This is a genomic window from Methylosinus sp. KRF6, from assembly GCF_018887255.1.
Lineage (GTDB): Bacteria > Pseudomonadota > Alphaproteobacteria > Rhizobiales > Beijerinckiaceae > Methylosinus > Methylosinus sporium.
Map to the genome: position 1 here is coordinate 1,895,255 of NZ_JAHLJF010000001.1, position 21,149 is coordinate 1,916,403.

At 63.6% G+C, this 21,149-nt stretch carries 24 protein-coding genes and 1 pseudogene; 10 read left to right on the top strand and 15 right to left on the bottom strand.

Translation table 11 applies throughout. The annotated features are described in order from the left end of the window. The 4 genes and pseudogenes from KP010_RS09135 to KP010_RS09150 form a co-directional block, all read left to right on the top strand. Positions 1-1,182: IS256 family transposase (locus KP010_RS09135; protein ID WP_216280754.1), on the top strand; the 1,182-nt coding region annotated here is incomplete at its 5' end. 144 nt (positions 1,183-1,326) lie between these two features. Then, a complete protein-coding gene (locus KP010_RS09140; protein WP_216280755.1) occupies positions 1,327-2,553 on the top strand; it encodes a sodium:proton antiporter in 1,227 nt (408 codons plus the stop codon). A 134-nt stretch (positions 2,554-2,687) separates the two neighbouring features. Then, the gene (locus KP010_RS23260; RefSeq protein ID WP_371824231.1) at positions 2,688-3,200 is read left to right on the top strand and encodes a DUF6653 family protein; all 513 of its coding nucleotides are present in this window, start codon (positions 2,688-2,690) and stop codon (positions 3,198-3,200) included. 84 nt (positions 3,201-3,284) lie between these two features. Beyond that, positions 3,285-4,342 (top strand): annotated as a pseudogene (locus KP010_RS09150) (IS256 family transposase); the annotation flags it as partial. 272 nt (positions 4,343-4,614) lie between these two features. On the opposite strand, the gene KP010_RS09155 reads toward KP010_RS09150, so the two are convergent. From KP010_RS09155 to KP010_RS09165, 3 genes are read right to left on the bottom strand one after another with little or no spacing between them, the layout of a single operon-like run. Next, positions 4,615-4,758: a hypothetical protein gene (locus tag KP010_RS09155; protein WP_216280757.1), complete on the bottom strand. Its 144-nt coding sequence runs from the start codon at positions 4,756-4,758 to the stop codon at positions 4,615-4,617. 17 nt (positions 4,759-4,775) lie between these two features. After that, a complete protein-coding gene (locus KP010_RS09160; protein WP_161915531.1) occupies positions 4,776-5,159 on the bottom strand; it encodes a transposase in 384 nt (127 codons plus the stop codon). Between the two features lie 38 nt (positions 5,160-5,197). After that, positions 5,198-6,208, bottom strand: a complete 1,011-nt coding sequence (locus tag KP010_RS09165; protein WP_216280758.1) for a class I SAM-dependent methyltransferase — start codon at positions 6,206-6,208, stop codon at positions 5,198-5,200. A gap of 198 nt (positions 6,209-6,406) precedes the next feature. On the opposite strand from KP010_RS09165, the gene KP010_RS09170 reads away from it, so the two are divergent. Both KP010_RS09170 and KP010_RS09175 read left to right on the top strand, forming a co-directional pair. After that, positions 6,407-7,942 (top strand): ATP-binding protein, encoded by a 1,536-nt coding sequence (locus KP010_RS09170; RefSeq protein WP_216280759.1) that lies wholly within the window; start codon positions 6,407-6,409, stop codon positions 7,940-7,942. Next, positions 7,939-8,628: a response regulator gene (locus KP010_RS09175; RefSeq protein ID WP_161915528.1), complete on the top strand. Its 690-nt coding sequence runs from the start codon at positions 7,939-7,941 to the stop codon at positions 8,626-8,628. Before KP010_RS09170 ends, KP010_RS09175 begins: the two co-directional genes overlap by 4 nt. A gap of 209 nt (positions 8,629-8,837) precedes the next feature. On the opposite strand, the gene KP010_RS09180 is transcribed toward KP010_RS09175, so the two are convergent. Genes KP010_RS09180 through KP010_RS09215 form a run of 8 tightly spaced genes read right to left on the bottom strand, consistent with a single transcriptional unit; the run spans position 8,838 to position 14,057 of the window. Further along, on the bottom strand, positions 8,838-9,014 hold the full coding sequence (locus tag KP010_RS09180) for a hypothetical protein (RefSeq protein ID WP_216280760.1): 177 nt from the start codon (positions 9,012-9,014) through the stop codon (positions 8,838-8,840). Next, complete coding sequence (locus KP010_RS09185; RefSeq protein ID WP_216280761.1) at positions 9,011-10,675, bottom strand: complex I subunit 5 family protein; 1,665 nt, start codon at positions 10,673-10,675, stop codon at positions 9,011-9,013. The genes KP010_RS09180 and KP010_RS09185 overlap by 4 nt, the downstream gene beginning before the upstream one ends. Next, entirely contained in the window at positions 10,672-11,715 is a 1,044-nt protein-coding gene (locus KP010_RS09190; protein ID WP_216280762.1) for a proton-conducting transporter membrane subunit, read from the bottom strand. Before KP010_RS09190 ends, KP010_RS09185 begins: the two co-directional genes overlap by 4 nt. Further along, the gene (locus KP010_RS09195; protein ID WP_371824200.1) at positions 11,696-12,022 is read right to left on the bottom strand and encodes an NADH-quinone oxidoreductase subunit K; all 327 of its coding nucleotides are present in this window, start codon (positions 12,020-12,022) and stop codon (positions 11,696-11,698) included. Before KP010_RS09195 ends, KP010_RS09190 begins: the two co-directional genes overlap by 20 nt. Next, positions 12,019-12,966: a hydrogenase subunit MbhD domain-containing protein gene (locus KP010_RS09200; protein ID WP_216280763.1), complete on the bottom strand. Its 948-nt coding sequence runs from the start codon at positions 12,964-12,966 to the stop codon at positions 12,019-12,021. The genes KP010_RS09195 and KP010_RS09200 overlap by 4 nt, the downstream gene beginning before the upstream one ends. Continuing rightward, positions 12,963-13,271: a monovalent cation/H(+) antiporter subunit G gene (locus KP010_RS09205; protein WP_216280764.1), complete on the bottom strand. Its 309-nt coding sequence runs from the start codon at positions 13,269-13,271 to the stop codon at positions 12,963-12,965. Before KP010_RS09205 ends, KP010_RS09200 begins: the two co-directional genes overlap by 4 nt. After that, positions 13,262-13,555 (bottom strand): monovalent cation/H+ antiporter complex subunit F, encoded by a 294-nt coding sequence (locus tag KP010_RS09210; RefSeq protein WP_216280765.1) that lies wholly within the window; start codon positions 13,553-13,555, stop codon positions 13,262-13,264. Before KP010_RS09210 ends, KP010_RS09205 begins: the two co-directional genes overlap by 10 nt. After that, positions 13,548-14,057, bottom strand: a complete 510-nt coding sequence (locus tag KP010_RS09215; RefSeq protein WP_216280766.1) for a Na+/H+ antiporter subunit E — start codon at positions 14,055-14,057, stop codon at positions 13,548-13,550. The genes KP010_RS09210 and KP010_RS09215 overlap by 8 nt, the downstream gene beginning before the upstream one ends. Positions 14,058-14,248: 191 nt before the next feature. Between KP010_RS09215 and smbP the strand changes: the two genes are divergently transcribed. After that, positions 14,249-14,671: a small metal-binding protein SmbP gene (gene smbP / locus KP010_RS09220; RefSeq protein ID WP_216280767.1), complete on the top strand. Its 423-nt coding sequence runs from the start codon at positions 14,249-14,251 to the stop codon at positions 14,669-14,671. Positions 14,672-14,709: 38 nt separating this feature from the next. On the opposite strand, the gene KP010_RS09225 is transcribed toward smbP, so the two are convergent. The 4 genes from KP010_RS09225 to KP010_RS09240 form a co-directional block, all read right to left on the bottom strand. Next, entirely contained in the window at positions 14,710-15,528 is an 819-nt protein-coding gene (locus KP010_RS09225; RefSeq protein ID WP_216280768.1) for a universal stress protein, read from the bottom strand. A 199-nt stretch (positions 15,529-15,727) separates the two neighbouring features. Next, complete coding sequence (locus KP010_RS09230) at positions 15,728-16,882, bottom strand: SRPBCC domain-containing protein (RefSeq protein ID WP_216280769.1); 1,155 nt, start codon at positions 16,880-16,882, stop codon at positions 15,728-15,730. Then, positions 16,879-18,591: an MFS transporter gene (locus tag KP010_RS09235; protein ID WP_253203592.1), complete on the bottom strand. Its 1,713-nt coding sequence runs from the start codon at positions 18,589-18,591 to the stop codon at positions 16,879-16,881. Before KP010_RS09235 ends, KP010_RS09230 begins: the two co-directional genes overlap by 4 nt. A gap of 36 nt (positions 18,592-18,627) precedes the next feature. Continuing rightward, positions 18,628-18,975 (bottom strand): helix-turn-helix transcriptional regulator, encoded by a 348-nt coding sequence (locus KP010_RS09240; RefSeq protein ID WP_159289268.1) that lies wholly within the window; start codon positions 18,973-18,975, stop codon positions 18,628-18,630. A 666-nt stretch (positions 18,976-19,641) separates the two neighbouring features. Between KP010_RS09240 and KP010_RS09245 the strand changes: the two genes are divergently transcribed. The 3 genes from KP010_RS09245 to KP010_RS09255 all read left to right on the top strand — a co-directional run. Then, positions 19,642-20,064, top strand: a complete 423-nt coding sequence (locus KP010_RS09245) for a putative toxin-antitoxin system toxin component, PIN family (protein WP_216280696.1) — start codon at positions 19,642-19,644, stop codon at positions 20,062-20,064. Beyond that, a complete protein-coding gene (locus KP010_RS09250; protein WP_216280324.1) occupies positions 20,061-20,336 on the top strand; it encodes a toxin-antitoxin system HicB family antitoxin in 276 nt (91 codons plus the stop codon). Before KP010_RS09245 ends, KP010_RS09250 begins: the two co-directional genes overlap by 4 nt. 36 nt (positions 20,337-20,372) lie before the next feature. Next, the coding region (locus KP010_RS09255; RefSeq protein WP_216280770.1) for a recombinase family protein at positions 20,373-21,149 on the top strand (777 nt) is incomplete at its 3' end.

Here is a 21,149-nt window from a genome sequence, read left to right on the forward strand (position 1 = left end):
GTTCTCGGTGGAAAAACTCGTGCTGCCTGGGTCAGCTCTCAGTGGAAATCAACAATCGGCTTCGCCGCCGAGCGGCTGATGGAGCTGGAGGTCGGCGCCAAGACCGGCGCCGCGCTCGGCGAGCGCTCGCCCGATCGGCTGGCCCAGCGCAACGGCTATCGGGATCGCGACTGGGAGACCCGGGCCGGAACGGTGGAGCTGCGCATCCCCAAGCTCCGCAAGGGAACCTATTTTCCCTGCTTCCTCGAGCCGCGGCGCGTGGCCGAGAAGGCGCTCACGGCGGTGATCCAAGAGGCCTATGTGCAGGGCGTCTCGACGCGCTCTGTCGACGATCTCGTCAAAGCCATAGGCGGCTCCGGCGTCTCCAAGAGCCAGGTCAGCCGGCTGTGCGAGGAGATCGACGAGAAGGTCAAAGCCTTTCTCGATCGCCCGATCGAAGGCGATTGGCCCTATGTCTGGATCGACGCGACTTACGTCAAAGTCCGCCAGAACGGCCGTATCGTCTCGGTGGCGGTGATTGTCGCCATCGGCGTCAACAACGACGGACGGCGCGAGGTCCTCGGCATGGACATCGGCCCTTCGGAAGCCGAAACCTTCTGGACCGATTTTCTGCGCAAGCTCCGGCGGCGCGGTCTGCGCGGCGTCAAGCTCGTCGTTTCCGACGCCCACGAGGGCATAAAAGCCGCCGTCGCCAAGGTGATGCACGCCGGCTGGCAGCGTTGCCGGGTGCACTTCATGCGCAACGCGCTCGCTCATGCCGGCAAGAGCGGCCGCCGGGTCGTTTCCGCCTTCATCGCCACGGCTTTCGCGCAGGACGACGCCGACGCCGCCAAAGCGCAGTGGCGCAAGGTCGCCGATCAGCTCCGGCCCACCTTGCCAAAGCTCGCCCTTCTCATGGACGAGGCGGAACAGGACGTGCTCGCCTACATGACCTTTCCCAAGGACCATTGGCAGAAGATCTATTCGACGAATGGTCTCGAGCGGGTGAATGGCGCGATCAAACGCCGCACCGAGGTCGTCGGCATCTTTCCCAACGAGGACGCCATCACCCGGCTCGTCGGCGCGATCCTGCTCGAGACGAACGATGAATGGGCCGTGCAGCGCGGTCGCTACATGACGCTGGCCACGATCGCCCCTTTGAGCAATGATCCCATCGTCAAGCTGTCCGCCGTGACCGCCTGAACATTCCGGCCATAGCCGGAAATCCCGGTGTCCGCCTCGATCCAGCTACACCATGCTCTGGGGCACGATCATTATGACGCGCGAAAAATCTTGACCTTCAGTGAAACCCTCGCCTTATTCGCAAAACCCCATGCGAGAGCCGACATGACCGTTTTCGAAACCACCGCAGCTATTCTGACACTGACCGCGACCGGCGGATATCTCAACCAGAAATATGTCAGGTTCCCGGCGACGATCGGGCTGATGGCATTCTCATTCATCGTATCGCTGTTCGCCATCCTGCTCGACAAAATGGGCTGGATGGATCTGACGGCCGTCAGCGCCATTGTCGGACAAATAGACTTTTCTGAAGTCCTCCTGCACGGCATGCTTTCGTTTCTGCTTTTCGCCGGCGCATTGCATATCAATTTCGACGATCTGAACAAGGTCAAATGGCCGGTCGCTGTGCTCGCGACGGTCGGCGTCGTAGCGTCTACATTTATCACGGGAACCTTGGTATGGCTCGGAGCGGATTTCGTCGGGTTGAAACTCCACTACCTACATGCATTGCTTTTCGGCGCCTTGATCTCACCGACCGATCCGATTGCCGTCCTCTCCATTCTCAGGGAGGCCGGAATTTCGAAAAGACTCTATGTCAAGATTGGAGCCGAAAGCCTGTTCAATGACGGCATTGGCGTCGTCGTGTTCCTCACCATTCTCGGTCTCGCGACCGGAGCGCAAGAGTTGGAGTTCTCAGCGGTCGCATCGCTTCTCGTCCGGGAGGCGCTCGGCGGAGCTGCCCTTGGTCTTCTTCTCGGCTGGCTCGCTTATCGATTGTTACGTTCGATCGATTCTTACAAGGTCGAAGTGCTTCTGACGCTCGCCCTGGCGACGGGGGGCTATGTCATCGCAGATCTGCTGCATGTGTCAGGGCCGATCTACATGGTTACTGCGGGACTTGTCGTCGGAAACCATGGACGCAATTTTGGCATGTCCGAGCTCACGCGAACACGGCTCGACGACTTTTGGGAACTCTTGGATGAAATCCTCAATGCGGTCCTTTTCATATTGATCGGCCTGGAAGTCATCGTGATAACGATCACCAAACAGCACATTCTGTTGGGCGGTATCGCGATAGCATCGGTTCTGCTCGGGCGGATCGTCAGTGTGGGCGCGCCGATAAGCCTGATGTCTCGGTATTTAGATTGGAGAATGATCGGCCTGCTCACATGGGGTGGGCTGCGTGGCGGCTTGTCGATTGCGATGGCGTTGGCGTTGCCTGCCGGTCCAGAGAAATCGATTATCCTCCCCATCACATATATAGTCGTGCTGTTCTCCATCCTCGTTCAAGGGCTGACGTTCCAATCCTCTCTGAAGTTTTTGGTCAAGTGACATCGATAGGCGATAGAGCGTCGATTTGAATTTTGGCTCCTTCGTCGCCCATCGTGGTAAAATTGGTTTCGATTTGGCTTCCGGGAATGACAGGCATGGGCATTGGCTTTCGAGTCGCCGAGAAATTAATGTGCATGGACGCTTCGGTTTGGGCGCGGCACGTGAACCCTCGGAGTGGCTGGTCACGTGTCTCGATTCTGCCCGCGTTCACCGCCGCCGTATGGAGCAGGACCTGGATAGGCTGGTGGTCGCTGGCGCCAATCGCCGCCGTGCTGATCTGGACGTGGCTGAACCCACGCCTTTTCCCGCCGCCGACGTCGACGGACAACTGGATGTCTAAAGGCGTGTTGGGGGAACAAATCTGGCTTTCGCACGACAGCGAACCTACCTTGGCGCATCATCGGCCCGTCGTCAGGTCATTGACCGTGATCGGGGCTGTTGCCGCGATCCTCCTCCTGGTCGGTTTGGCGCTGTCGAATCTGCCTCTGACTGTCGCAGGCTTGGCGATCGCGATGCTATCGAAGCTGTGGCTTTTGGACAGGATGGTCTGGGTGTACCAGGACGCTGGAGACGAAAGCCCTCTCCCGATTTCAGAAGGATCGCGCAGGATGGCGAGCGAACATTCGAACCGACCCACAATGCGATAGGTTAGCGACAGCCAAGCTGACTGAGAAAGAGCTATGGCCGAAAGTGGATGATGACGGCGTGAGGAAGGCGGCGTAACGGGGTCGGTGACCAAACCTGCCCGAACCTCCCGGAGGAGCGTTACGCCATGACCGAGAATAATGTTGTCGCCTTCAAACAGGAAGGCGCAATCGACGATCCACTCACGGAAATCCTGCGTTCCGGCGCGAAGCGGCTGATCGAGCAGGCCGTCGAGGCGGAGTTCGCCGCGTTTTTGGCGCAGCACGCCGATCTGAAGCTGCCGGATGGGCGCCAGCGCGTCGTTCGTCACGGCCATGATCCTGTCCGTGCGATCCAGACGGGCATTGGGCCTGTCGAGGTGGAAAAGCCAAAGGCGCGCGCCCGCGGCGCTGGCGACGACGAGCGCATCCGCTACGCCTCGTCGATCCTGCCGAAATGGGCGCGGCGCACGAAGAGCCTCGACGTTCTCCTGCCGGCTCTTTATCTGCGCGGCGTTTCAACCGGCGATTTCCAGGATGTGCTGACGGCCTTGCTCGGCAAGAGCGCGCCCAATCTTTCGCCCGGCGTGATCGCGCGGCTGAAGGGCGACTGGGATGACGATTATAGCCGCTGGCAAAAGCGCGATCTGTCGGCGCGGCGTTACGTGTATATCTGGGCCGACGGCGTCTATTTGCAAGCGCGGATGGAGCCACAGGCCGAATGCATGCTGGTGATCATTGGCGCGACGCCAGAAGGCAAGAAGGAACTGCTCGGCCTCTCGGCGGGCATGCGCGAGAGCGCGCAGAGCTGGAAGGAATTACTCGTCGATTTGAAAGCGCGGGGCCTTGTCATCGCGCCGGAAATCGCCGTCGGCGACGGGGCGCTCGGCTTCTGGAAAGCGCTCGACGAGGCGTTTCCGTCGACGCGCCATCAGCGCTGCTGGGTGCATAAAACGCTGAACGTTCTCGACAAGCTGCCGAAGGCCTTGCAGAGCGCCGCGCATAAGGATTTGCGCGAGATCTGGCTGTCGGAGAGCCGCGCGGCGGCGCAGACGGCGATGGATGTTTTCGCCGAGAAATTCGCGGCGAAATATCCGAAGGCGGTCGATTGCCTGACGAAGGACCGCGATGCGCTACTGACGTTTTTCGATTTTCCTGCCGAGCATATGTGGACGGCCTCATGGCAAGCGTTTTCTTCCCGTTGAACGACTTGGTCGGCTGCGGTCATATGTCCGGCCTTTCGGTGCGGCGCATACGTCCGCTGGCCTTGATGAAGTCCGACGCACTGGATCCCTATCATTGGAGCGAGCTTTACGCTCGTGCTCGGCATCAGGGTGTTCCAGGCATTCGGTCACGACCGTGTCGTTCATCACGTTTCGAAGCGCTGACCAAACTAGAACTTGAGGCCCCCTCGCTTGTAGCGACGGCGACCTCCTCCTTATGCCTTTGCGAACATCTCGGCGCGGAAGCTTTCGCCGGTCTTCATCATCGCCCGGACGATCCGGGCCAGCTTATTGGCCAGGGCCACCGTGACCAGTCGCGCCGGCTTCTTCGCCAGCAGCGCGACGATCCAGTCTCGCAAGGCGCCTTTGCGTTCGCCTACGCCGTGCAGCAGCGAGGTTGCCCCAAGACAAGCGATTTCCTGATGTATCGGTTGCCCTGCTTGGTGATGCCCCCGAGCGTCTGCTTGCCGCCGCTGGAGTTTTGCCTCGGCGTGAGACCGAGCCAGGCGGCAAAATCGCGCACCGATTTGAACACGCTCGGGTCGGGCACGCTGGCTGAGATCACCGAGGCGATGATTTTCCCGACGCCGGGAACCCGGTCGAGCAACCGGCTCACTTCGCATTTCGCATGGGCGCGGCCGATTTGCTTTTCCAGATCGTCGATCGATTTGTCGAGCCCTTCAAGATGTTGGGCTAGAATATTCACGGCCGCCTTGGCGACCTCGGGAAGGGTCGTATCGCTTTCGGCCAGTTCGAGCAACTCGTCGACGCGGCCGAGCCCAATGACCGGAGGCCGTGTCAGGTCTGGGCCGTCGTGTAGAGCGAGTCATACGCCAACGACGCCGCGGTCGGGGGGGCATGGCGGGCCGCCGCTTCGTTCTTTCGAGACTGTGGGAGGCGCTGGCGGTCGCCGAGTGGAAGAGCGACGCCATATGTGAGCCAGACAATCTCGGACAAAGTGGTGGCGGTGACCGACTCTTCGGGTCGCGACACGAAGAGTTCCGCATGCAGAAGGCCGTCCGCCTCTCTGCCCGTCGGATCGACGCCGCGTGCATCGAGCATCGAGATCGTTTGTTCCTGTTCGGTCCAATCGCGGAACCGGCGCTGCACGAAGGTCGCGCTGTTGAGCTTTTCGGTCACGAGCGCATGGCGCGCGAGCCCTCGAGCGATCTTGTCGTAATCGAACATCCGAAGCACGAAGGAGGCGATCCAGGGCTTTTCGTGTGACTGCCCGCTCGCCTCCATGACTTTCTCGAACGTCGCATGCGTGATGTAGCCGACGCAACCCGTCGAGATCACCAAGTCGGCGCGGGCAATGAGCGAACGCGTGCGGTCATCGAGCGGCTCAGTCTCGAGATCAGTTGCCGCGCCGTCGTTGAGCAGGCCAGCCTCGAGCGCGTATGCGATGGCCTCGGAGGATATATCGAGTCCTATGAATTGCACGTCCGTCCGCGCCGGCCAGCCGGAATAGAAGCGACCATCGTACTCTGCGACCTGGTCGGGCGACAGGGCTTGTACGGATGGAGACAAATAGCGTTCGCGCAACTGCCGCAGGGTGATGTCATGGCGCAACAAGGCCGCATTCACGCCGTATGAGCAGCCGATATCGAGAACGGTGATGGGTCGCCCACGTTCGATGACGCACCGCTCGACCAATTGTGCGAAGATCGGACATGCGACTTCTGGAATCACGTAATCCAAGGCGCCCAACACTTCGTAGTAGGCGCGTGGATCTCGGCGCCGGTAGACGTCGTTGAAATCAGCCTTGATGGCGTTGATATCTGCAAAAGTCGCGGCGTCGTGACTCACGGTGATTCCCCTTGCGAAGAGCCGCTCGGTAACGCGGCGCGTCACGAATGTAGGAAACGGAGCGCAAGCAATGAAGTGTAAGGATTTTATAAAGACCGCAATCGGCCGAGACTCGTCCCGAGATGCGCAGATAAATGCTGCGCACAGGGGGCGATTACGTTAGAGTGGGAGGAGTGGAATATGCGAAGGCCCGATGCCATGCAACTGCTCGCCGCGGCGCGAAATTTCGTCGTCGATGACGATGCGGAGCGCCACCGCGGGGGACGATGGCGCTATTTTATCGCCGCTGCGCTCATCGTGGTGGCGACCTGCCTCGGCTATTTCTGGTCTTCGATGCCCGACTCGCGAAATCTCTCGCTGGTCTTCTTCGGGGCCATCCTTCTGGCGGGCATGTGGCTCGGCAAGAGCGCCGCGCTGTTCGCGGCCCTGCTGGCCTTCCTCAGCTACAATTTTTTTCTGATCGAGCCGCAGTTCTCATTGCAGTTCGCGCCAGCGGATTTTCTCGCCTTCGCCAGCTTTCTGATCGGCGCCGTTTTGGTGGGCGGCTTATCGGGGCGATTGAGCGATCGGGCGCGCGACGCCACCGATAGGCTTCGCGATTTGACAGTGCTGTTCGAAGCGAGCAGAGATCTCTCCCGCGCCGTCGCGCCCCAGGACGCAGCGGACCGCGTCGTTCGACATCTCGAACAAGGTGGATGCAGCGCCGCGATCTGGCTGGGCGACGTGGCTTCACTTCGTCTTGCATCGGTTTCCCTGGAGAGGCGCGACGTCGCGGCGCAATGGAGCCAGGAGATGGAAGCGTTTCTGGCGTCGAACCGGAAAGACGATGTGCGCGAGCATTGCTGGCTCTTGAGGCTCGAGACCGGCGAGCGCGTTCTCGGCGCCGTCGCGATATGGACAGCCGAGGGCGCGCGGACGATCACGCCGGATCAGCGCTGGATCGAGGCGGTCCTCGAACTGGGGGCGGTCGCGATCGATCGCGCGCGCCTCATTGCAGAAGTCGCCGATGCGACGATCGTGATGGAAAAGGAGGGATTACGCACGGCGCTACTTTCGTCACTGTCGCATGACTTGCGCACGCCGATCTCGACCATCCTCGCGTCGGCAACGTCTCTGCAGGAGCACGACGCGCATTTTGACGCCGAGACCCGCAGAGAAATGCTCGAAACGATCCAAGACGAATCCGAACGTCTCAACCGCTATGTCGCGAATTTGCTCGAAATGACTCGACTGGAATCCGGCGTCCTGCAAGTCCGGAGTGTCTTGATCGATCCAGGTGAAGCCTTGGCGTCGGCCCTGGAGCGAGTCGCGCCGCGGCTCAAGGGGCGCTGCGTCTCGAGAGCCTTTCATACAGCGGGCGAACGCATTTTCGTCGATCCCGTGCTTATCGAGCAGGCGCTGGTGAATTTACTGGAGAACGCGATCTCTCACACTCCGTCAGGGTCGACCATCCTGGTGAGCGCGGTGCGCGAACACGCGAATATCGTGTTGGCGGTCGAAGATGAGGGGCCAGGCATTCCCCAAGCGGATTTGGCGCGGGTATTCGACAAGTTCTTCCGCGGTCGTAGCGATCGACGTACGGGCGCGGGGGTGGGCCTCGGCTTGTCCGTGTCGCGCGGATTGGTCGAATCCTTCGGGGGGGACGTGCGCGCATTCAGTCCGGCCAACAGCGGCAGGGGCACGCGCATGGAAGTTCGCCTGCCGGTGCATCCTGCGATGGAGCCGGTCGAGTGAGCGACGCGGCTCCCCAAGTCCTGCTCGTAGACGACGAGCAGGCAATCGCACGCGTTCTGCACAAGGCGCTGACAGCGGCGGGCTACCGTATCGCGATCGCGGAGACGGGCGCGCAAGCGCTGAGCGTCGTGGCGCGGAACGCGCCTGAGCTCATCGTCCTTGATCTCGGTCTGCCGGACATGGATGGAAAGGATGTGATTGCTGCGCTGCGCGAGTGGACCGAGGCGCCGATCCTCGTGCTGTCGGCGCGGCATGATGAGGCAGAGCGTATCGCCGCCCTTGACGTCGGCGCCGACGACTTTGTCACCAAACCGTTCCACATGGGAGAATTGCAGGCGCGCCTGCGCGCGGCGCTTCGGCATCAGGCGCGCCGCCGCGCGGAGTCGACCGAGTATTCGTGCCGCGACTTGTCGATCGACTTCATCAAGCGGCGCGTCACCGTCTACGGAGAAGAGGTCAAGCTCACTCGCAAGGAGTACGATCTGTTGCGGACTCTCGCGCAACATGCGGGGCAAGTTGTCACGCACAAGCAATTGCTGGCGGCGGGCTGGGGCGCCACGGTGACAGACACGCAATTCGTGCGGGTCTATGTTGGGCAATTGCGCCAGAAGATCGAGGAAGATCCGAGCGCGCCAAAGCTCATTCTGACCGAACCCGGCATCGGCTATCGCCTGCAGGACGAGTAATCGACAAATATGCGCTCGTCTACATGGCGCATGGCGAGCGGGCGCGATCGATAGCCCCGACGCCTCGATGATCGACGTCTTGCGGTCGTAGCCGATCATCCAGCGGGAAGCGATAGCGTCGGCGAGCGTCGCGGGAACGCGCGGCAGAGAATCGACACGCGACTTCGAGGCGAAACGGCCGATCTCGATGCTGGAGACACGCAGGGCAATCAGGTTTTTCTGGCGCGGGCGCGTCGAGCGATATCGGCGTCGCCGCGCAAAATGTCCTCAATGCCGTTGGTTGGATGAATCTCGAAGGAAAGGCGTGCATGGCGGCATCGCAGCGGCGCTAGGCACTGATGTTCTTCAAAATCGGCCTGAGCCGCGCCCCGGCGACCATCGATCATCGTCTCATCGAACCGAAGGCGAACGCCATCAACGCCGCGATCAGAATCAGCAGCGGCCCGAATGCCGCCGAATGTCGAAGCCCTCGCTCGACCGCGTCGATCATAGGGAAAAGAGTCCGCGTCGGCTCGAATCGCCTCGGCGCGGAGAGTCCTTCGGCGCGCGTTTCGAACTTTCGCTCGAAACGCGCGAGGCGATGCGCCATCGCCTCCACAGTCGCGACGAGATCAATCCGAGGGAGCGCCAGCAGCAGAGGCGCGAGAAGGACAGGCCATAGCGCGGACCAGAGATTGGCGGGCGATGCCGCATAAGACCAGGAATGACCGGAGAGCGTCGGAAACATCAGCCATGAGAGCGCGAGCGCCGCCCCCGCCATAGCGAGCCAGGGCGCGAGCAGGCCGAAGGCGCGTCCTTCGCTCGGCGCGCGCGCGGGCGATAGGCTCAACGCCCACAGAAAGCGCAGCATCAGCATGGTGGTTCCGACCGCCGACAGCGTCACCAGCCATGCGACAATTCCGTTCCCGAGCGAGCCCTTCATGGCGAGCTTCGCCAAGGCGCCGCCGGAGAGTGGAAAGCCGGCGATGGCGAGCGCGGTGAAGACGGTGACGCACATCACTGGCCGGCTCGGCCAGACGTTGCGGGCCGCGAGCCCGACCGTCATGAAAAGCGCCGCCTTGGCGAGACCATGATGGAGCGCGTAGAGCGTCGCGGCGTCGATCGCGGCGCCAGCGCCGCCGGGCGCGCTCATCGCACTCGCGAGAACCGTCACGATCAGCCCCATTTGGCTGAGGGTCGAATAGGCGAGAATGACTTTCGCGCTCGTCTGCATCAATCCTACGATTATGCCGAAATAGGCCGTGACGAGACCGAGCGCGATGAGACCGTCGGCGAGGGTGCGATCGGCGCTCTCCAGCGGCAGAAAGCGGATGAGGCCGATTACGCCCGCCGCGACGATGACTCCGCTGAGCACGGCCGAGGCCGGCGTCGGCGCCTGCGAATGCGCGAGCGGAAGCCACACATGGGCTGGAACTAGGCCGAACTTGATCCCGAAGCCGATCAGCAGCCCAGCCAGGATGGCTGCGCGCCATGGCGACGTCGTGAGGGCGGCGCGAATATCGGCGAATTGAAGCGTCGGTGATGATGTGTCCGCCAGCATGAAGGCGACGAGGAGAGCGACCTCTCCGAAGAGCGCCAGCACGATATAGACATGGCCGGCGCGCCGCGCCGCCGGCGTGCGGTCGTGGAGAACGAGTCCATAGGCCGCAAAGGACAGCACGGCGAAGAGAAGATAGAAGGTGACGGCGTCCGCCGCGATGAACACGCCCAGCGCGCCGACGAGCGTCAGCAGCCAGAAAATGGAGAAGGACCGGGTCCGTTCGGAATGTGTCATGTAACCGAGCGCATAGGCGCCGGCCAAAGTCCAGAGCAGCGCGCCGAAGCCCAGGAAGACGGCGCCGATGCGATCGAGCCGAAGCGTGGAGCCGAGCAGAACGTCCGGCAGATCGACCGCAGAGCCGAGCGGTGCAAAGAGCGCCGCCGCGAGAGCCGGCGTCGCCGCCAATGGCAGCAGGCGAAGCGGACGCCGCAGAAGTGGTGCGAGCGCCGCCATGGCGAGCGGCGCCGCCAGGGCAAGAACGAGCAGAGCGGAGCCGGTCTCGATCATCGGAAATAGTATCGTTCGACGATCATCGTCGACCAGCCGAGCGGACTATAGGGCAGCCCGGCGAGAGCCCCGGCCGCGATCGACAGAAGGGCGGTCACCACCGCGGGCGCGATCAGCCAGACGGAATGCTCGCGGTTCTGCGGATGGTCGCCGGGCAACGGCAAGAACCAGGCGCGATAAACGAGCGGCAGAAAATAGGCGGCGTTCAGCAGAGAGCTGGCGGCGAGCGTCAGCACTACCCAGCTCTGCGCCGCCTGAACTCCGCCGACGCCGAGATACCATTTGCTGACGAATCCGGCGATCGGCGGCGTTCCGATCATGCCGAAAGCGCCGATGGTGAAGGCGGTCGCGGTCCAGGGCATCGCTCTGCCGACGCCATCCAATTCGTCGATCTTGTAAATGCGCATTTGCGTCGCGAAGGCTCCGGCGCAAAAGAACATGGTGATCTTCATGAAGCCCTGGTGGACGAGATGCGCGAGCCCGCCGATCGTCGAATAGGCGAGCGAGCCGAGCAGAGCGAAGATCAGATAACGCATCGCCGCGGCCAGCGCGGCGGGATTGCCCTCGAGGCCGACCATGGACACGGCCGTCAGCGAGAGCAGTTCCATCGCCACATAGAGATTGAACAGATCGCCGCTGACGAAAACCGCGTTCAAGCCGGCCCACATGAAGAACAGCAGCGGCCAGAAGGCGAAGCCGAAACGGGTTTCGAGCGGGCCGAATATAGGCGCCGAAAACGCGACGACGGCGCTCGCCACAATGGCGCTGATCGTCATGAAAGCGGCCGAGAGCCCATCCGCCCGAAGCCTGATTCCGAGCGGCGCGGGCCAGCCGCCGATATCGTGCTCGACCGGGCCGAGCGTCCACACGCGCAGCAGCGTCGCCAGAACGACGAAGAAGATGACCGATGCGAAAGGAAAGGCGAGACGCGCCGCGAACCGCCCGAGGCAGATCGCCGCGAGCGCCGCCGCCAGCGGCGCGACGACGGCGAGCGCCGCCCAGGGTACGGCGAGAATGCGTTCAAGCGTCGCCGGGCTCATCCGAAGATCCTTCGCCCGGCAATTCCATCCGGCCGGTTTCCTGGAGCAGGCGAACCGCCAGATTCACGGCGAGCGCCGCCGCGGCGAAGGAGACGACGATTCCGGTGATGATGATCGCCTGAGGCACGGCGTCCGCGCCGGCCTCGGCGTCTCGTCGGCCGAGCCCGCCGAGAACCAGGAACACGCCGCTATTGAGGATGTTGAGCGCGAGTATGCGCCGCAGCAGATGCTGATTGGCGAATAGGCCGAAGGCGCCGACGCCGATCGCGACGAGGCCGCAGGCGCTGAAGAGAAAGGCGGCGCTCACGATGGTCGTCTCGGCGGCCCGAGAATCGCCCCGGCGAGCGTCGCTGCGATCGACAGGGTGAGAAGCGCCTCGATAGCGACGATCGCCGGCTTCGCCAAACCGGCGGAATAGCCGAGGAAGGTCCCGGCGAAGGCTCCGACGCTTGCGACAGACAGGAAGAAGCCGGGTCCGAGGATGAGCAGCAGGCGAAGCCGCCGACACGATTGGGGGGGCGGCTCGGTCAGCCCCGCCATCGCCACGAGCAGCCACACGGCGGCGAGCACTGTGGCGGCCTGGAAAGCGCCGCCCGGCGCATCCGCGCCCGCCCATAGCAGATAGGCGCCGATGAGCAATCCGAGGCTCGGCAGCGCGCGGCCGAAATTGGCCAGCACCCCGTCCGGCCGCGCGTGTTGGCGTGCGCCAGGCGCCTCGCCCCACAGCCGATCGGGCGTCAACGACCAGATTCCGACGAGGGAAACCAGAAGCACGATGCTCTCGAGGAGAGTGTCATAGCCGCGGAAATTGAGCAGAACGGCGGTGACCGGATTGGCGACGCCCGACGCGGCGAGATTGCGCTCGACGAGCGGCCGCAAGCCCGAAGTGCGCTCGGGAAGCGTCGCCACAACTGCCAGGAGCGCAGCAGCGCCGGCGGCGCAAACGACCAGCCGGGCGATCGCGCTGAAGCTGGCGCGCACCCTGTGCGCCGCGGCGTCCGTGGCCGTTTCGCGACGCGGTCGTCGTGCGGCGGCGGAGATCAGAAGCAGGCCGCTGAGGCCGGCGCCGATCGCCGCCTCGGTCAAGGCGACATCGGTCGCGTCGAGCCGCACCCAGGCGATAGCGACGAAGAGGCCATAGACGACGAAGAGAATAATCGCCACGAAATGATCGCGCGCAATCGCCGCGCCCAATGCGACGAGGACGATGAGCCCGCACAGAAGGAGGTCGAAGGCGAAGGCTGCGGTCATTCCTCGCTCCGCGCGAGCTCCCGCCCGGTCGTGAGAGCGATGCGCGCGAAGAGTTGCGCAATCGTCGCCGCGGCGAGATTGTTCAGCAGCCAGACGAGAAGCAGCTTCGACGCCATCCAGACGCCGCCGGTCTGCGGGATGAGCCCGATGACGATCAGGCCGAGGCCAAGATTATCCGCCTTGGTGAGCGCGTGCAGGCGGGTGAGCGCATCTGGAAAGCGCAAGAGCCCCAGAGTCCCGGCGATGAAGAAGACGACTCCCGCAGCCGCCAATGTGAGCGTCGCGGCGTCGGCGATCATCGCCATCGCGTTTGCTCCTCTTCCGGGTCGCCTGCTCCGTCGGACGTCACGGCCTTCGCGAAAGCGACGCCCGTGAAAGCCGCGAGCAGCGCAAGGACGAGCGCGACATCCACGATTTCCCATTTCCCGCTCGCGGCGGCGAGCAGCAGCAGAACGGCCGCTCCGCCTGCGCCGGCGAGCTGCGCGCCCATCATGCGATCGATCGCCGTCGGCCCCCGAATGGTTCGGATGAGGCTGACGCCGATCGTGAGCAGCACTGCGCCGGCGAAGAGCAGCAGAGTGTCAGCCATGGCGATCGTCCACCGTCAATCCGAAAACTCTCGCGATCTGGCCCTCCTCGGAGGCTATCTGCGCTTCCGGCTGCGCCTCGCCGTCGAGACAATGCACATAAAGATCGTCGCCGCTGGTTCCCGCCGCCAATGTTCCCGGCACGAGGCTCACAATGGCTCCGAGCCAGGCCCTCGGCGCGCCGGGCGGCAAACGAACGGGATAGGAGAGCCACCGGGGATCGAGCGGCAGACGCGGGTCGAACGCACGTGATGCGACGTCCAGCCCGCCGAGCAGAGACCGCCAGACAAATCTCGGCCACTGCCGCAGCATGGCGGCAATCCGCGCGTCATATCTTTCCTGGGCCGAAAACCGGAGGCCGACAGCGACAGCGGCGGCCGAGGCGAGCCCGCCCGACAGCCAAGCCGAAGGATCGCCCGAGGCGAGCGCCAGCCAGCAGGCGAAGAGCAGAACGAATCGCTTCGCGAAGAGCGGCAAACAGGTCGCAGGCGTCGACTGAACCATCGGTCCAAGCTCCGCTCGAAAGCCGATTTCAGATCCCGGAGATAAGAAGTTCGGCGAGAGGCTCCGGCGTCGACATAGAAGTGGGGCGAGCTAGAAGTGAGGCGAGACGTCCTCAGCGATTTCTTTTCGCGAGCGGTAGACCGCATGCTTCACGCCGCCGAGCCGGTGTCCACTTCGGCTGGAAACGCTCTATGTGGATCGATGTTCCTCTCGGCGTCGAATGGCGCAGGCCATTTCGAGCCTGCATCGGGAAAGGACCTCAGATGATCACTCGCAGATCGATGATCGCTGTCTCGGCGTTATGGCTCGCCCTATTCGCTGCGCCGCAGGCTTCACTGGCGGCGGAACATCTCACGCAGACGATTCGGGAAACGACGGAAGCGATCCAGGAGGGCAGAAGCGGATATTCCACATCCCTCGTGGAGCACGCCACGAATGCGCTCGATCATGCCAGAGCCGCTCAGAAGGCAAAAGCAGATCCGCACATCAAAACGGGAATCCGGCATCTTCAGAAAGCGATCCGAACAGCGAAGGGGACGCACAGCGGCCCCCGAACCGCCGTGGCGGTTCGGCACGCCGAAGCGGCGCTGACCCATTTTCAATCGGCCCGATAAACGCCCGCGATGCGCGCCTGATCGGAGGAGCGAGCCGATCAGGCCGTGACGAGCATATCGCAGGGCGGATTGTTCAAATAGGCGCGCGTTCGGCTTCCGCCGGGTGTGGCGAAACCGGCTCCGCTCATCCCCATGACCAGCAGATCCGGCTGCGTTCGTCGGACGACCGTGGCGATGCCGGCGTCGACATCATTGCGCTCGAGAATCGGAACGATACGGGGGAGCGCGCCGCCGACGCCGCTATCCGTGAACCGGCGTAATTCTTCCCGGACGTCTTTCGCTATTTGCGACGACCTTTCGTCGCGAAGCTCTTTCAGCTCCTCCTCGCTGAAATGTATGAATTGGGGGAATGGCGTCTCATAGACATGGAGTACGTGGAATTCAGCGCGCGGCGCCAAGGCGATAGCGGCGTGCAGAGCGCGCCTCGCGCATTCCGAGAAGTCGGTGTTCACGAGCGCGAGCCGATAGGGTCCTCGGGGACGATCCTTCACCAGCAGGACCGGCGCCCCGCAGTGCTGTATCGCAAAATGAGCGACGGTTTCGAAGAAGAGATCGGCAATGAGGCTTTCGTGATGGATGCCGAGGATGACGAGATCGGCGTCGAGCTCCTGGACGCTCCTCGCCACTTCCCGCGCCGGATCGCCGACGGAAATGCGAAATTGGGTCTTCGGGCTCGAAGGCGGCGCATAGTCGTGCAGCTTGCGCTCCGCGCCTCTCCTCGCCGCTTCGGAGGCGTCATAGGGCAGGACATGAACGAGCGCGAGCTCGGCCCCATGCTCGCCGGCGAGCTGTTTCGCTCTCTCGAAAGCGCGGTCGCTATGTGCGCTCAGGTCGAGCGCCAGGAGAATGCGCTTCATGAAGATCACCGTCTCGGTCGATCAGAAAAATAGGCCGCGAGGAGCAATCGTCAAAGAGCGATACGAGAGGCGGCAAGTCGCGGACTTTCGAAAGCCAGGACGCCGGCGTGGCCGTTGGACGTCACGCTGAAGCACGCCGGTTTCGCCGGCGTATGCTGTTCCCGGAAATGCTACGCGCGGCAGGTGGAGAGGTGGGCTCTCACGTCTCCCCACGTTTCAGGCGCGCCAGATACTCCTCGCGCGTCATGGATATCGATCCGGCCTCCTCGCGCCGAACCCGATCCCGGCCCGGGAGGACGTCACGGAGGACGTCCAGATTCTTCCAGGGCGCCATTTCGTCCCCGCGCGGCTCGCCCGGCACGAAGGGGGATGTTTCCGCGCGCTGATAGCGATGCACATAGCGCGAGCAGTTCACGAAGGCCTCATAGACCTTCACCACCAGCAAAAGCTCCGCGCCGGGAAAGGCTGCAAGCTCCGCCTCGTCGCGCACGAGGCGCGCGGCGCCGTGGATGCGCAGCCGGTGCGGCTGCTCGAAATCGATGAACAGCAGTCCGACCTTCGCATTGGCGGCGACATTGCCCGCGGAGAGATACATGCCGTTGCCATCGTAGCTCGGCAATGCGAGGGTCTGGTCGTCGAGCACCCGCACGAAGCCCGGCGCCCCGCCCTTGTAGGAACAGGTCGGAAAGCCGCGATGGTCGACGGTGGTGAGGAACACCATGTCCCGCCCGGCGATGAAGGCCCTGTGCTCGGCGGTCAGCGTGCTCGTCACCATCATCTTGCGCAGGGTGTTGGCCAGCGGCCGGCTGTCGAAGGCGTCCTGCAGCAAGCGGTGCGGCTCCCCATAGAGCTCGGCGATCGCCCCGAGCGACGGGCGAAAGTCGGGCTCGTCCGGAGGGGGAACGAGCGACCAGACGAGACGGTCGAGGCAGATCGTCCACAATATGCGGTGCGTCGCAGCCGCTTCCTCCCCCTGGAGCTCGCCGTGAGTGAGCGTCAGCTCGCAAGCATCGGCGCCCAGAGGGCGCAGATCGACGTCGACCCGCGTCGGCGGCCCGCAAAGGCCGGCTGCGGCCCCCTCATATTCCCAGCTCGAGGAGATCCGCCGCTCCGGCGCGACGTCGATGTAACGGCCGCAGAGCTGATAGCGCGTTCCATCTGGATCGAGGCCCTCCAGCCGGTAGGCGCCGCCCGGACGCGGGTCGATGACCGCCTCCCGCAGCGCCCCGGCTCCCGGAATCAGCCAGCGGACCAGCCATTTCGGGTCCGTCCAGGCGGTGAATATCTGTCTCGCCGGCGCGTTGATGCGGCGGACCAGGACGAGCGAGACCGAACGACCCGCGGCGCTGGTCATGGCACGCGCTCCAACGTCACGCGGTCCAGGGCGCGGCCGCGCGTCTCGGGCAGGAACAGTCCTCCGACCACGAGCGCGACCAGCAGAACGCCGGCTGCGTACCACAGGCCCGCATAGAGATCGCCCGTGGCCGTGAAGGCGGCGAAGGAGATCGCCGGCAGGAAGCCGCCGAACCAGCCGCCGATATTGTAGGACATCGCGAAGGCCGTGGTGCGGATGCGGGTCGGGAACATCTCCGCCATCCAGGCCGAAAGCGGGGCGGACGCCATTGCGACGAAGACGCTGAGGGCGGCCATGAGCGTGATCAGCATCGACACATTGGTCAACTCCGGCGCGGCGCGGGCAGGATATCCCGCATCGGCCAACGCAGCGGCGAGGGCGACGTCGAAGGCCTTGGCCTGCTGCGTGAAGGCCGCCCGGTCGAGCCCGACGCCCTCGAAGGCGGGAACCACCGCGGCGCCGATCTCCACCTCAGCGACGCGGCCCGGCGACGCTGCGCGATTGGCGTAGGGCACGCCGAGCTTGGCGACGGCGCGCCGGGCGATGTCGCAGGGGTTGCGGAACTCGGCGAGGCCGAACGGATCGAACTGGGGGCTGCACGTCGCCGGGTCGGCCGCCACCGTCACCGGATGCGTGGTCATCGCCGCCGCAAGGCGCGGGTGCGCATAGTGGGTGACGCCGAGGAACACCGGATAGGCGGCGAGCGCCGTGCCGATGAAGCCGGCGAGCACGACGGGCTTGCGGCCGATCCGATCCGACAGCCAGCCCGCCAGGATCATGGCGGCGATGAAGACCACGCTGTAGCCGAGGATGGTGTAGTGCAGCAGGAAGGGATCGATCTTCAGGTTCAACGCCAGGAGATAGATCGGATAGGAGCCGGTCGCGATCGCGACCGACTGGCCGGCGGCGGCGCCGAACAGGACGAGCAGCGCCACGCGCAGATGGTCCCAGCGACCGAACGCCTCGCGTAGCGGCGTCCGCGAGCCGCCACCCGACCGTTTCATAGCCAGGAACACCGGAGATTCCTGCAGGCGCAGCCGGATATAGACCGAGACCAGCATGAGCACGGCGGAGAGCAGGAATGGAATGCGCCAGCCCCAGGCCTCGAACGCCGTCTTTCCGAGCGCCAGCTCGCAGGCGAGCACGACCAGGATCGCCAGAGCCAGGCCGCTCGCCGCGGTGACGGCGATCGCGCTGGTGGCGAAGCCGCGCCGGTGGGCGGGGGCATATTCGGCGATATAGGTGACTGCGCCGCCGAACTCGCCGCCATAGGCGAGGCCCTGCAGAATGCGCAACGCCATGAACAGCAGCGGCGAGGCGACCCCTATGGCCGCGTAGCTCGGCAGCAAGCCGATGAGCACGGTCGACAGGCCCATGATCAGTATGGTGAGTAGAAAGGTGAATTTGCGCCCGGCGCGGTCGCCGAGGGGGCCGAACACCAGCCCGCCGAATGGGCGGGCGACATAGGTCACGGCGGCGGAGAGCAAGGTGAAGATATAGGCATAGGCGGGATCGAGCCCGGAGAAGAATTGGGCCGCGACGATCGCGGCCATCGGCCCGTAGAGCACGAGATCATAAGCTTCGAAGACGGCTCCGAGAGAGGAGGCCACCACCACCCGGCGCAGGCTGCCGGGATCGGCCGCCCGGTCGGCGGCAGGCGCGGGCACGGACGTTGGAGCCCGTTCGCTCGAGAGGACATTCTGGGTCAAGCGCTTCCTCCATCCTATTTCTACCGGTTGGCGACTCTAGGGACCCGTGTCCTCCGCCTTCATCTGAGCGACCACGGCGTCCAGGGCGTCGAGCCGCTCGCTCCAGAAGCGTTCATGCGCATCGAGCCAGTTCCGGGCGGCGTCGAGACCACGGCGGTCGAGGCTGCACATCTGATGACGGCCCTGCTTGCGTCGGATGACGAGACCCGCTCGTTCCAGCACCTTCATGTGGTTGGAGACAGCGACGAAGGAGATCGGAAATGCGGGAACGATTTCTCCAATGCTGCGCTCGTGTTCGGTCAGCATACGCAGAATCGCCCTGCGGTGCGGGTCGGCCAGAGCATGAAAGACCGTGTCGAGCGTCGCCTCAGAACATTTAATCATTTTATTAAATATCGTCGCCGGCGACGTCGGCTGTCAAGATGGAGTGCGGAAATAAAAGGCCACGCCTCTACGGAAGGACGAAGGCGCCGCCAAGACGCATTGGCGCAAGGTCTCGCCGATCAGTTCCGGCCGACGCTCGCAAAGCTCGCCGCCTTCATGGACGACACCGAATGCGACGCGCTCGCCTATAGGCGTCGTGGAAATGCGCGCGGAGAGCGAACGCCTCGGCGACGGGACTGGAACGAAGCCGCTCGTCGAAACGCGCGAGAGCGTCCGACTCGCTCTCGAAGGGCGCTTGTAGGCTCTCGAATGAAACAGAGGCGGGAAAGCTGATCGCATTTTAATTCCGTTCGAATCAAGACTATTATCAAGCTATATCGAATTTAGCTTGAGCGACAGAAGATACCTTTGTCGCTTTCACCGACCGGCTCGAAATGCGACGCCGTGCCCGCCGAAAGCAAGCCTCAGAACGGTTCCAAAGGTGGGCTTTCGGCCCGAAAATCGACGAAAAGGGCCGTTTTTCGGGCCTTTCTCCTGCTCGCCTCCGTGTGTGGGCGGCGAACTTCGGCCTTCGGATGCGATTTCAAACGACCGATTTGTGATATTAATAACAATTGAAATTTCGCCTATTGATCACATCATGGGCGATATGATATCGTTGCAGCAATGAGATTAGTTCTGGATACGAACGCCCTGATCGCAGCACTCCGAAGCCCAAGCGGAGCCTCCGCCGAGCTTCTCAAGCTTGCACGTCGAGGACGTATCCAGCTTCTGGCCAGCGCCGCCCTCGCAATCGAATATGAGGCCGTGTGTCTGCGCGACGAACACCGAAAAGCGGCCGGCCTGTCGACGAAAGAGGTCGGTCAGTTTCTCGACGCGATCATCGATCTGATCGAACCGGTCGAAATCTGGTTCCTTTGGAGGCCGCAATTGCGCGATCCGGGCGACGAGTTGGTGCTCGAGGCGGCGGTGAATGGGCGGGCCGCGACGATCGTCACGTTCAATTTGCGTGACTTCGGACTTGTGCGAGAGCGCTTTGGGATCGACGTTCTCACGCCGAGAGATACGCTGATGAGGATAGTGCAATGAAAACCAAAACAGCCGCTTATGCGCTTCGGCTCCCCGCTTCGATGAAGGCGGAAGCCGAAAAGATCGCCGCCGAGGATGGCACGAGCCTCAACCAGTTCGTCGCTTCGGCGGTGGCCGAAAAGGTTTCGGCGTTACGGACCGCTCGCTATTTCGCGGAAAAGAAAGGCCGGACCGATTGGAGCGCCTTCGACCAGATCATGCGCCGCGAGGGTGGCGCTCCGCCGGTTGCGGACGACGAGATTCCTGAAGCTTATCGAACGGCTCGCAAATAGTCCGTCGCTGATTTCGTCGGAAGGAAACCAGCGCGAATGCCCCTGATCGGCTACGCCCGCGTCTCGACCGAGGATCAGGTCACGGACGCGCAGACCGATGTGCTGAAGGCGGCCGGCTGCGTCGAGATTTTTCGCGAGCATATGTCGGGGGCGAAAGCCTCGCGGCCGGAACTCGCCAAGGCCCTTTCGCGGGTGCGCCGCGGCGACGTGCTGGTCGTCGCGCGGCTCGATCGTTTGGCCCGCTCGCTGTCGCATCTCCTCGCCCTGATCGCCGAGCTCGACGCCAAGGGCGCGCATTTCAAATCGCTCGCCGATCCCATCGACACCACGACCCCGCAGGGCCGGTTCGCCCTGCAGGTTCTCGGCGCCGTGGCCGAGTTGGAGCGCGCCCTGATCCGCGAGCGCACCAAGGACGGCCTGCGCGCCGCCAAGAAGCGCGGCCGCATCGGCGGCAACCCAAAACTGCGCGCCGGCGACCGCGACGCCATCCAGCGCATCGTCGACGCCAAGGCGGCGAATTATTTCGAGCGCGTCAATCGAACGGCCGAACATTGGTTGCCGGTCGTCCGGCAAATGCGCCCGGATCACCGCTGGCAGGATGTCGTGCGCGTGCTCAACGCCAAGCGCGATGGCGTCAGCGGCGCTCCCCTGCCCCAATGGACCGTCGAGCGCCTGAAGCGCGCGGTCAAACGCTTCGTCGCCGAGGGTCTGATCGAGCCCTGCCTCCTCCATCAAGCCGCCAGCCGAAAAGTCAGCAACGAACGCCTCGTCACGCTCGTCGCCGGGATCAAACGGGCCAATCCCGATCTGACG

Bases quoted from the DNA above. Each gene is read 5' to 3' on its own strand.
- KP010_RS09140 (WP_216280755.1), top strand. From the start codon at position 1,327: ATGACCGTTTTCGAAACCACCGCAGCTATTCTGACACTGACCGCGACC.
- KP010_RS23260 (WP_371824231.1), top strand. From the start codon at position 2,688: ATGGACGCTTCGGTTTGGGCGCGGCACGTGAACCCTCGGAGTGGCTGG.
- KP010_RS09170 (WP_216280759.1), top strand. From the start codon at position 6,407: ATGCAACTGCTCGCCGCGGCGCGAAATTTCGTCGTCGATGACGATGCG.
- KP010_RS09180 (WP_216280760.1), bottom strand. From the start codon at position 9,014: ATGATCGATGGTCGCCGGGGCGCGGCTCAGGCCGATTTTGAAGAACAT.
- KP010_RS09185 (WP_216280761.1), bottom strand. From the start codon at position 10,675: ATGATCGAGACCGGCTCCGCTCTGCTCGTTCTTGCCCTGGCGGCGCCG.
- KP010_RS09190 (WP_216280762.1), bottom strand. From the start codon at position 11,715: ATGAGCCCGGCGACGCTTGAACGCATTCTCGCCGTACCCTGGGCGGCG.
- KP010_RS09200 (WP_216280763.1), bottom strand. From the start codon at position 12,966: ATGACCGCAGCCTTCGCCTTCGACCTCCTTCTGTGCGGGCTCATCGTC.
- KP010_RS09205 (WP_216280764.1), bottom strand. From the start codon at position 13,271: ATGGCGATGATCGCCGACGCCGCGACGCTCACATTGGCGGCTGCGGGA.
- KP010_RS09210 (WP_216280765.1), bottom strand. From the start codon at position 13,555: ATGGCTGACACTCTGCTGCTCTTCGCCGGCGCAGTGCTGCTCACGATC.
- KP010_RS09215 (WP_216280766.1), bottom strand. From the start codon at position 14,057: ATGGTTCAGTCGACGCCTGCGACCTGTTTGCCGCTCTTCGCGAAGCGA.
- smbP (WP_216280767.1), top strand. From the start codon at position 14,249: ATGTGGATCGATGTTCCTCTCGGCGTCGAATGGCGCAGGCCATTTCGA.
- KP010_RS09225 (WP_216280768.1), bottom strand. From the start codon at position 15,528: ATGAAGCGCATTCTCCTGGCGCTCGACCTGAGCGCACATAGCGACCGC.
- KP010_RS09230 (WP_216280769.1), bottom strand. From the start codon at position 16,882: ATGACCAGCGCCGCGGGTCGTTCGGTCTCGCTCGTCCTGGTCCGCCGC.
- KP010_RS09240 (WP_159289268.1), bottom strand. From the start codon at position 18,975: ATGATTAAATGTTCTGAGGCGACGCTCGACACGGTCTTTCATGCTCTG.
- KP010_RS09245 (WP_216280696.1), top strand. From the start codon at position 19,642: ATGAGATTAGTTCTGGATACGAACGCCCTGATCGCAGCACTCCGAAGC.
- KP010_RS09250 (WP_216280324.1), top strand. From the start codon at position 20,061: ATGAAAACCAAAACAGCCGCTTATGCGCTTCGGCTCCCCGCTTCGATG.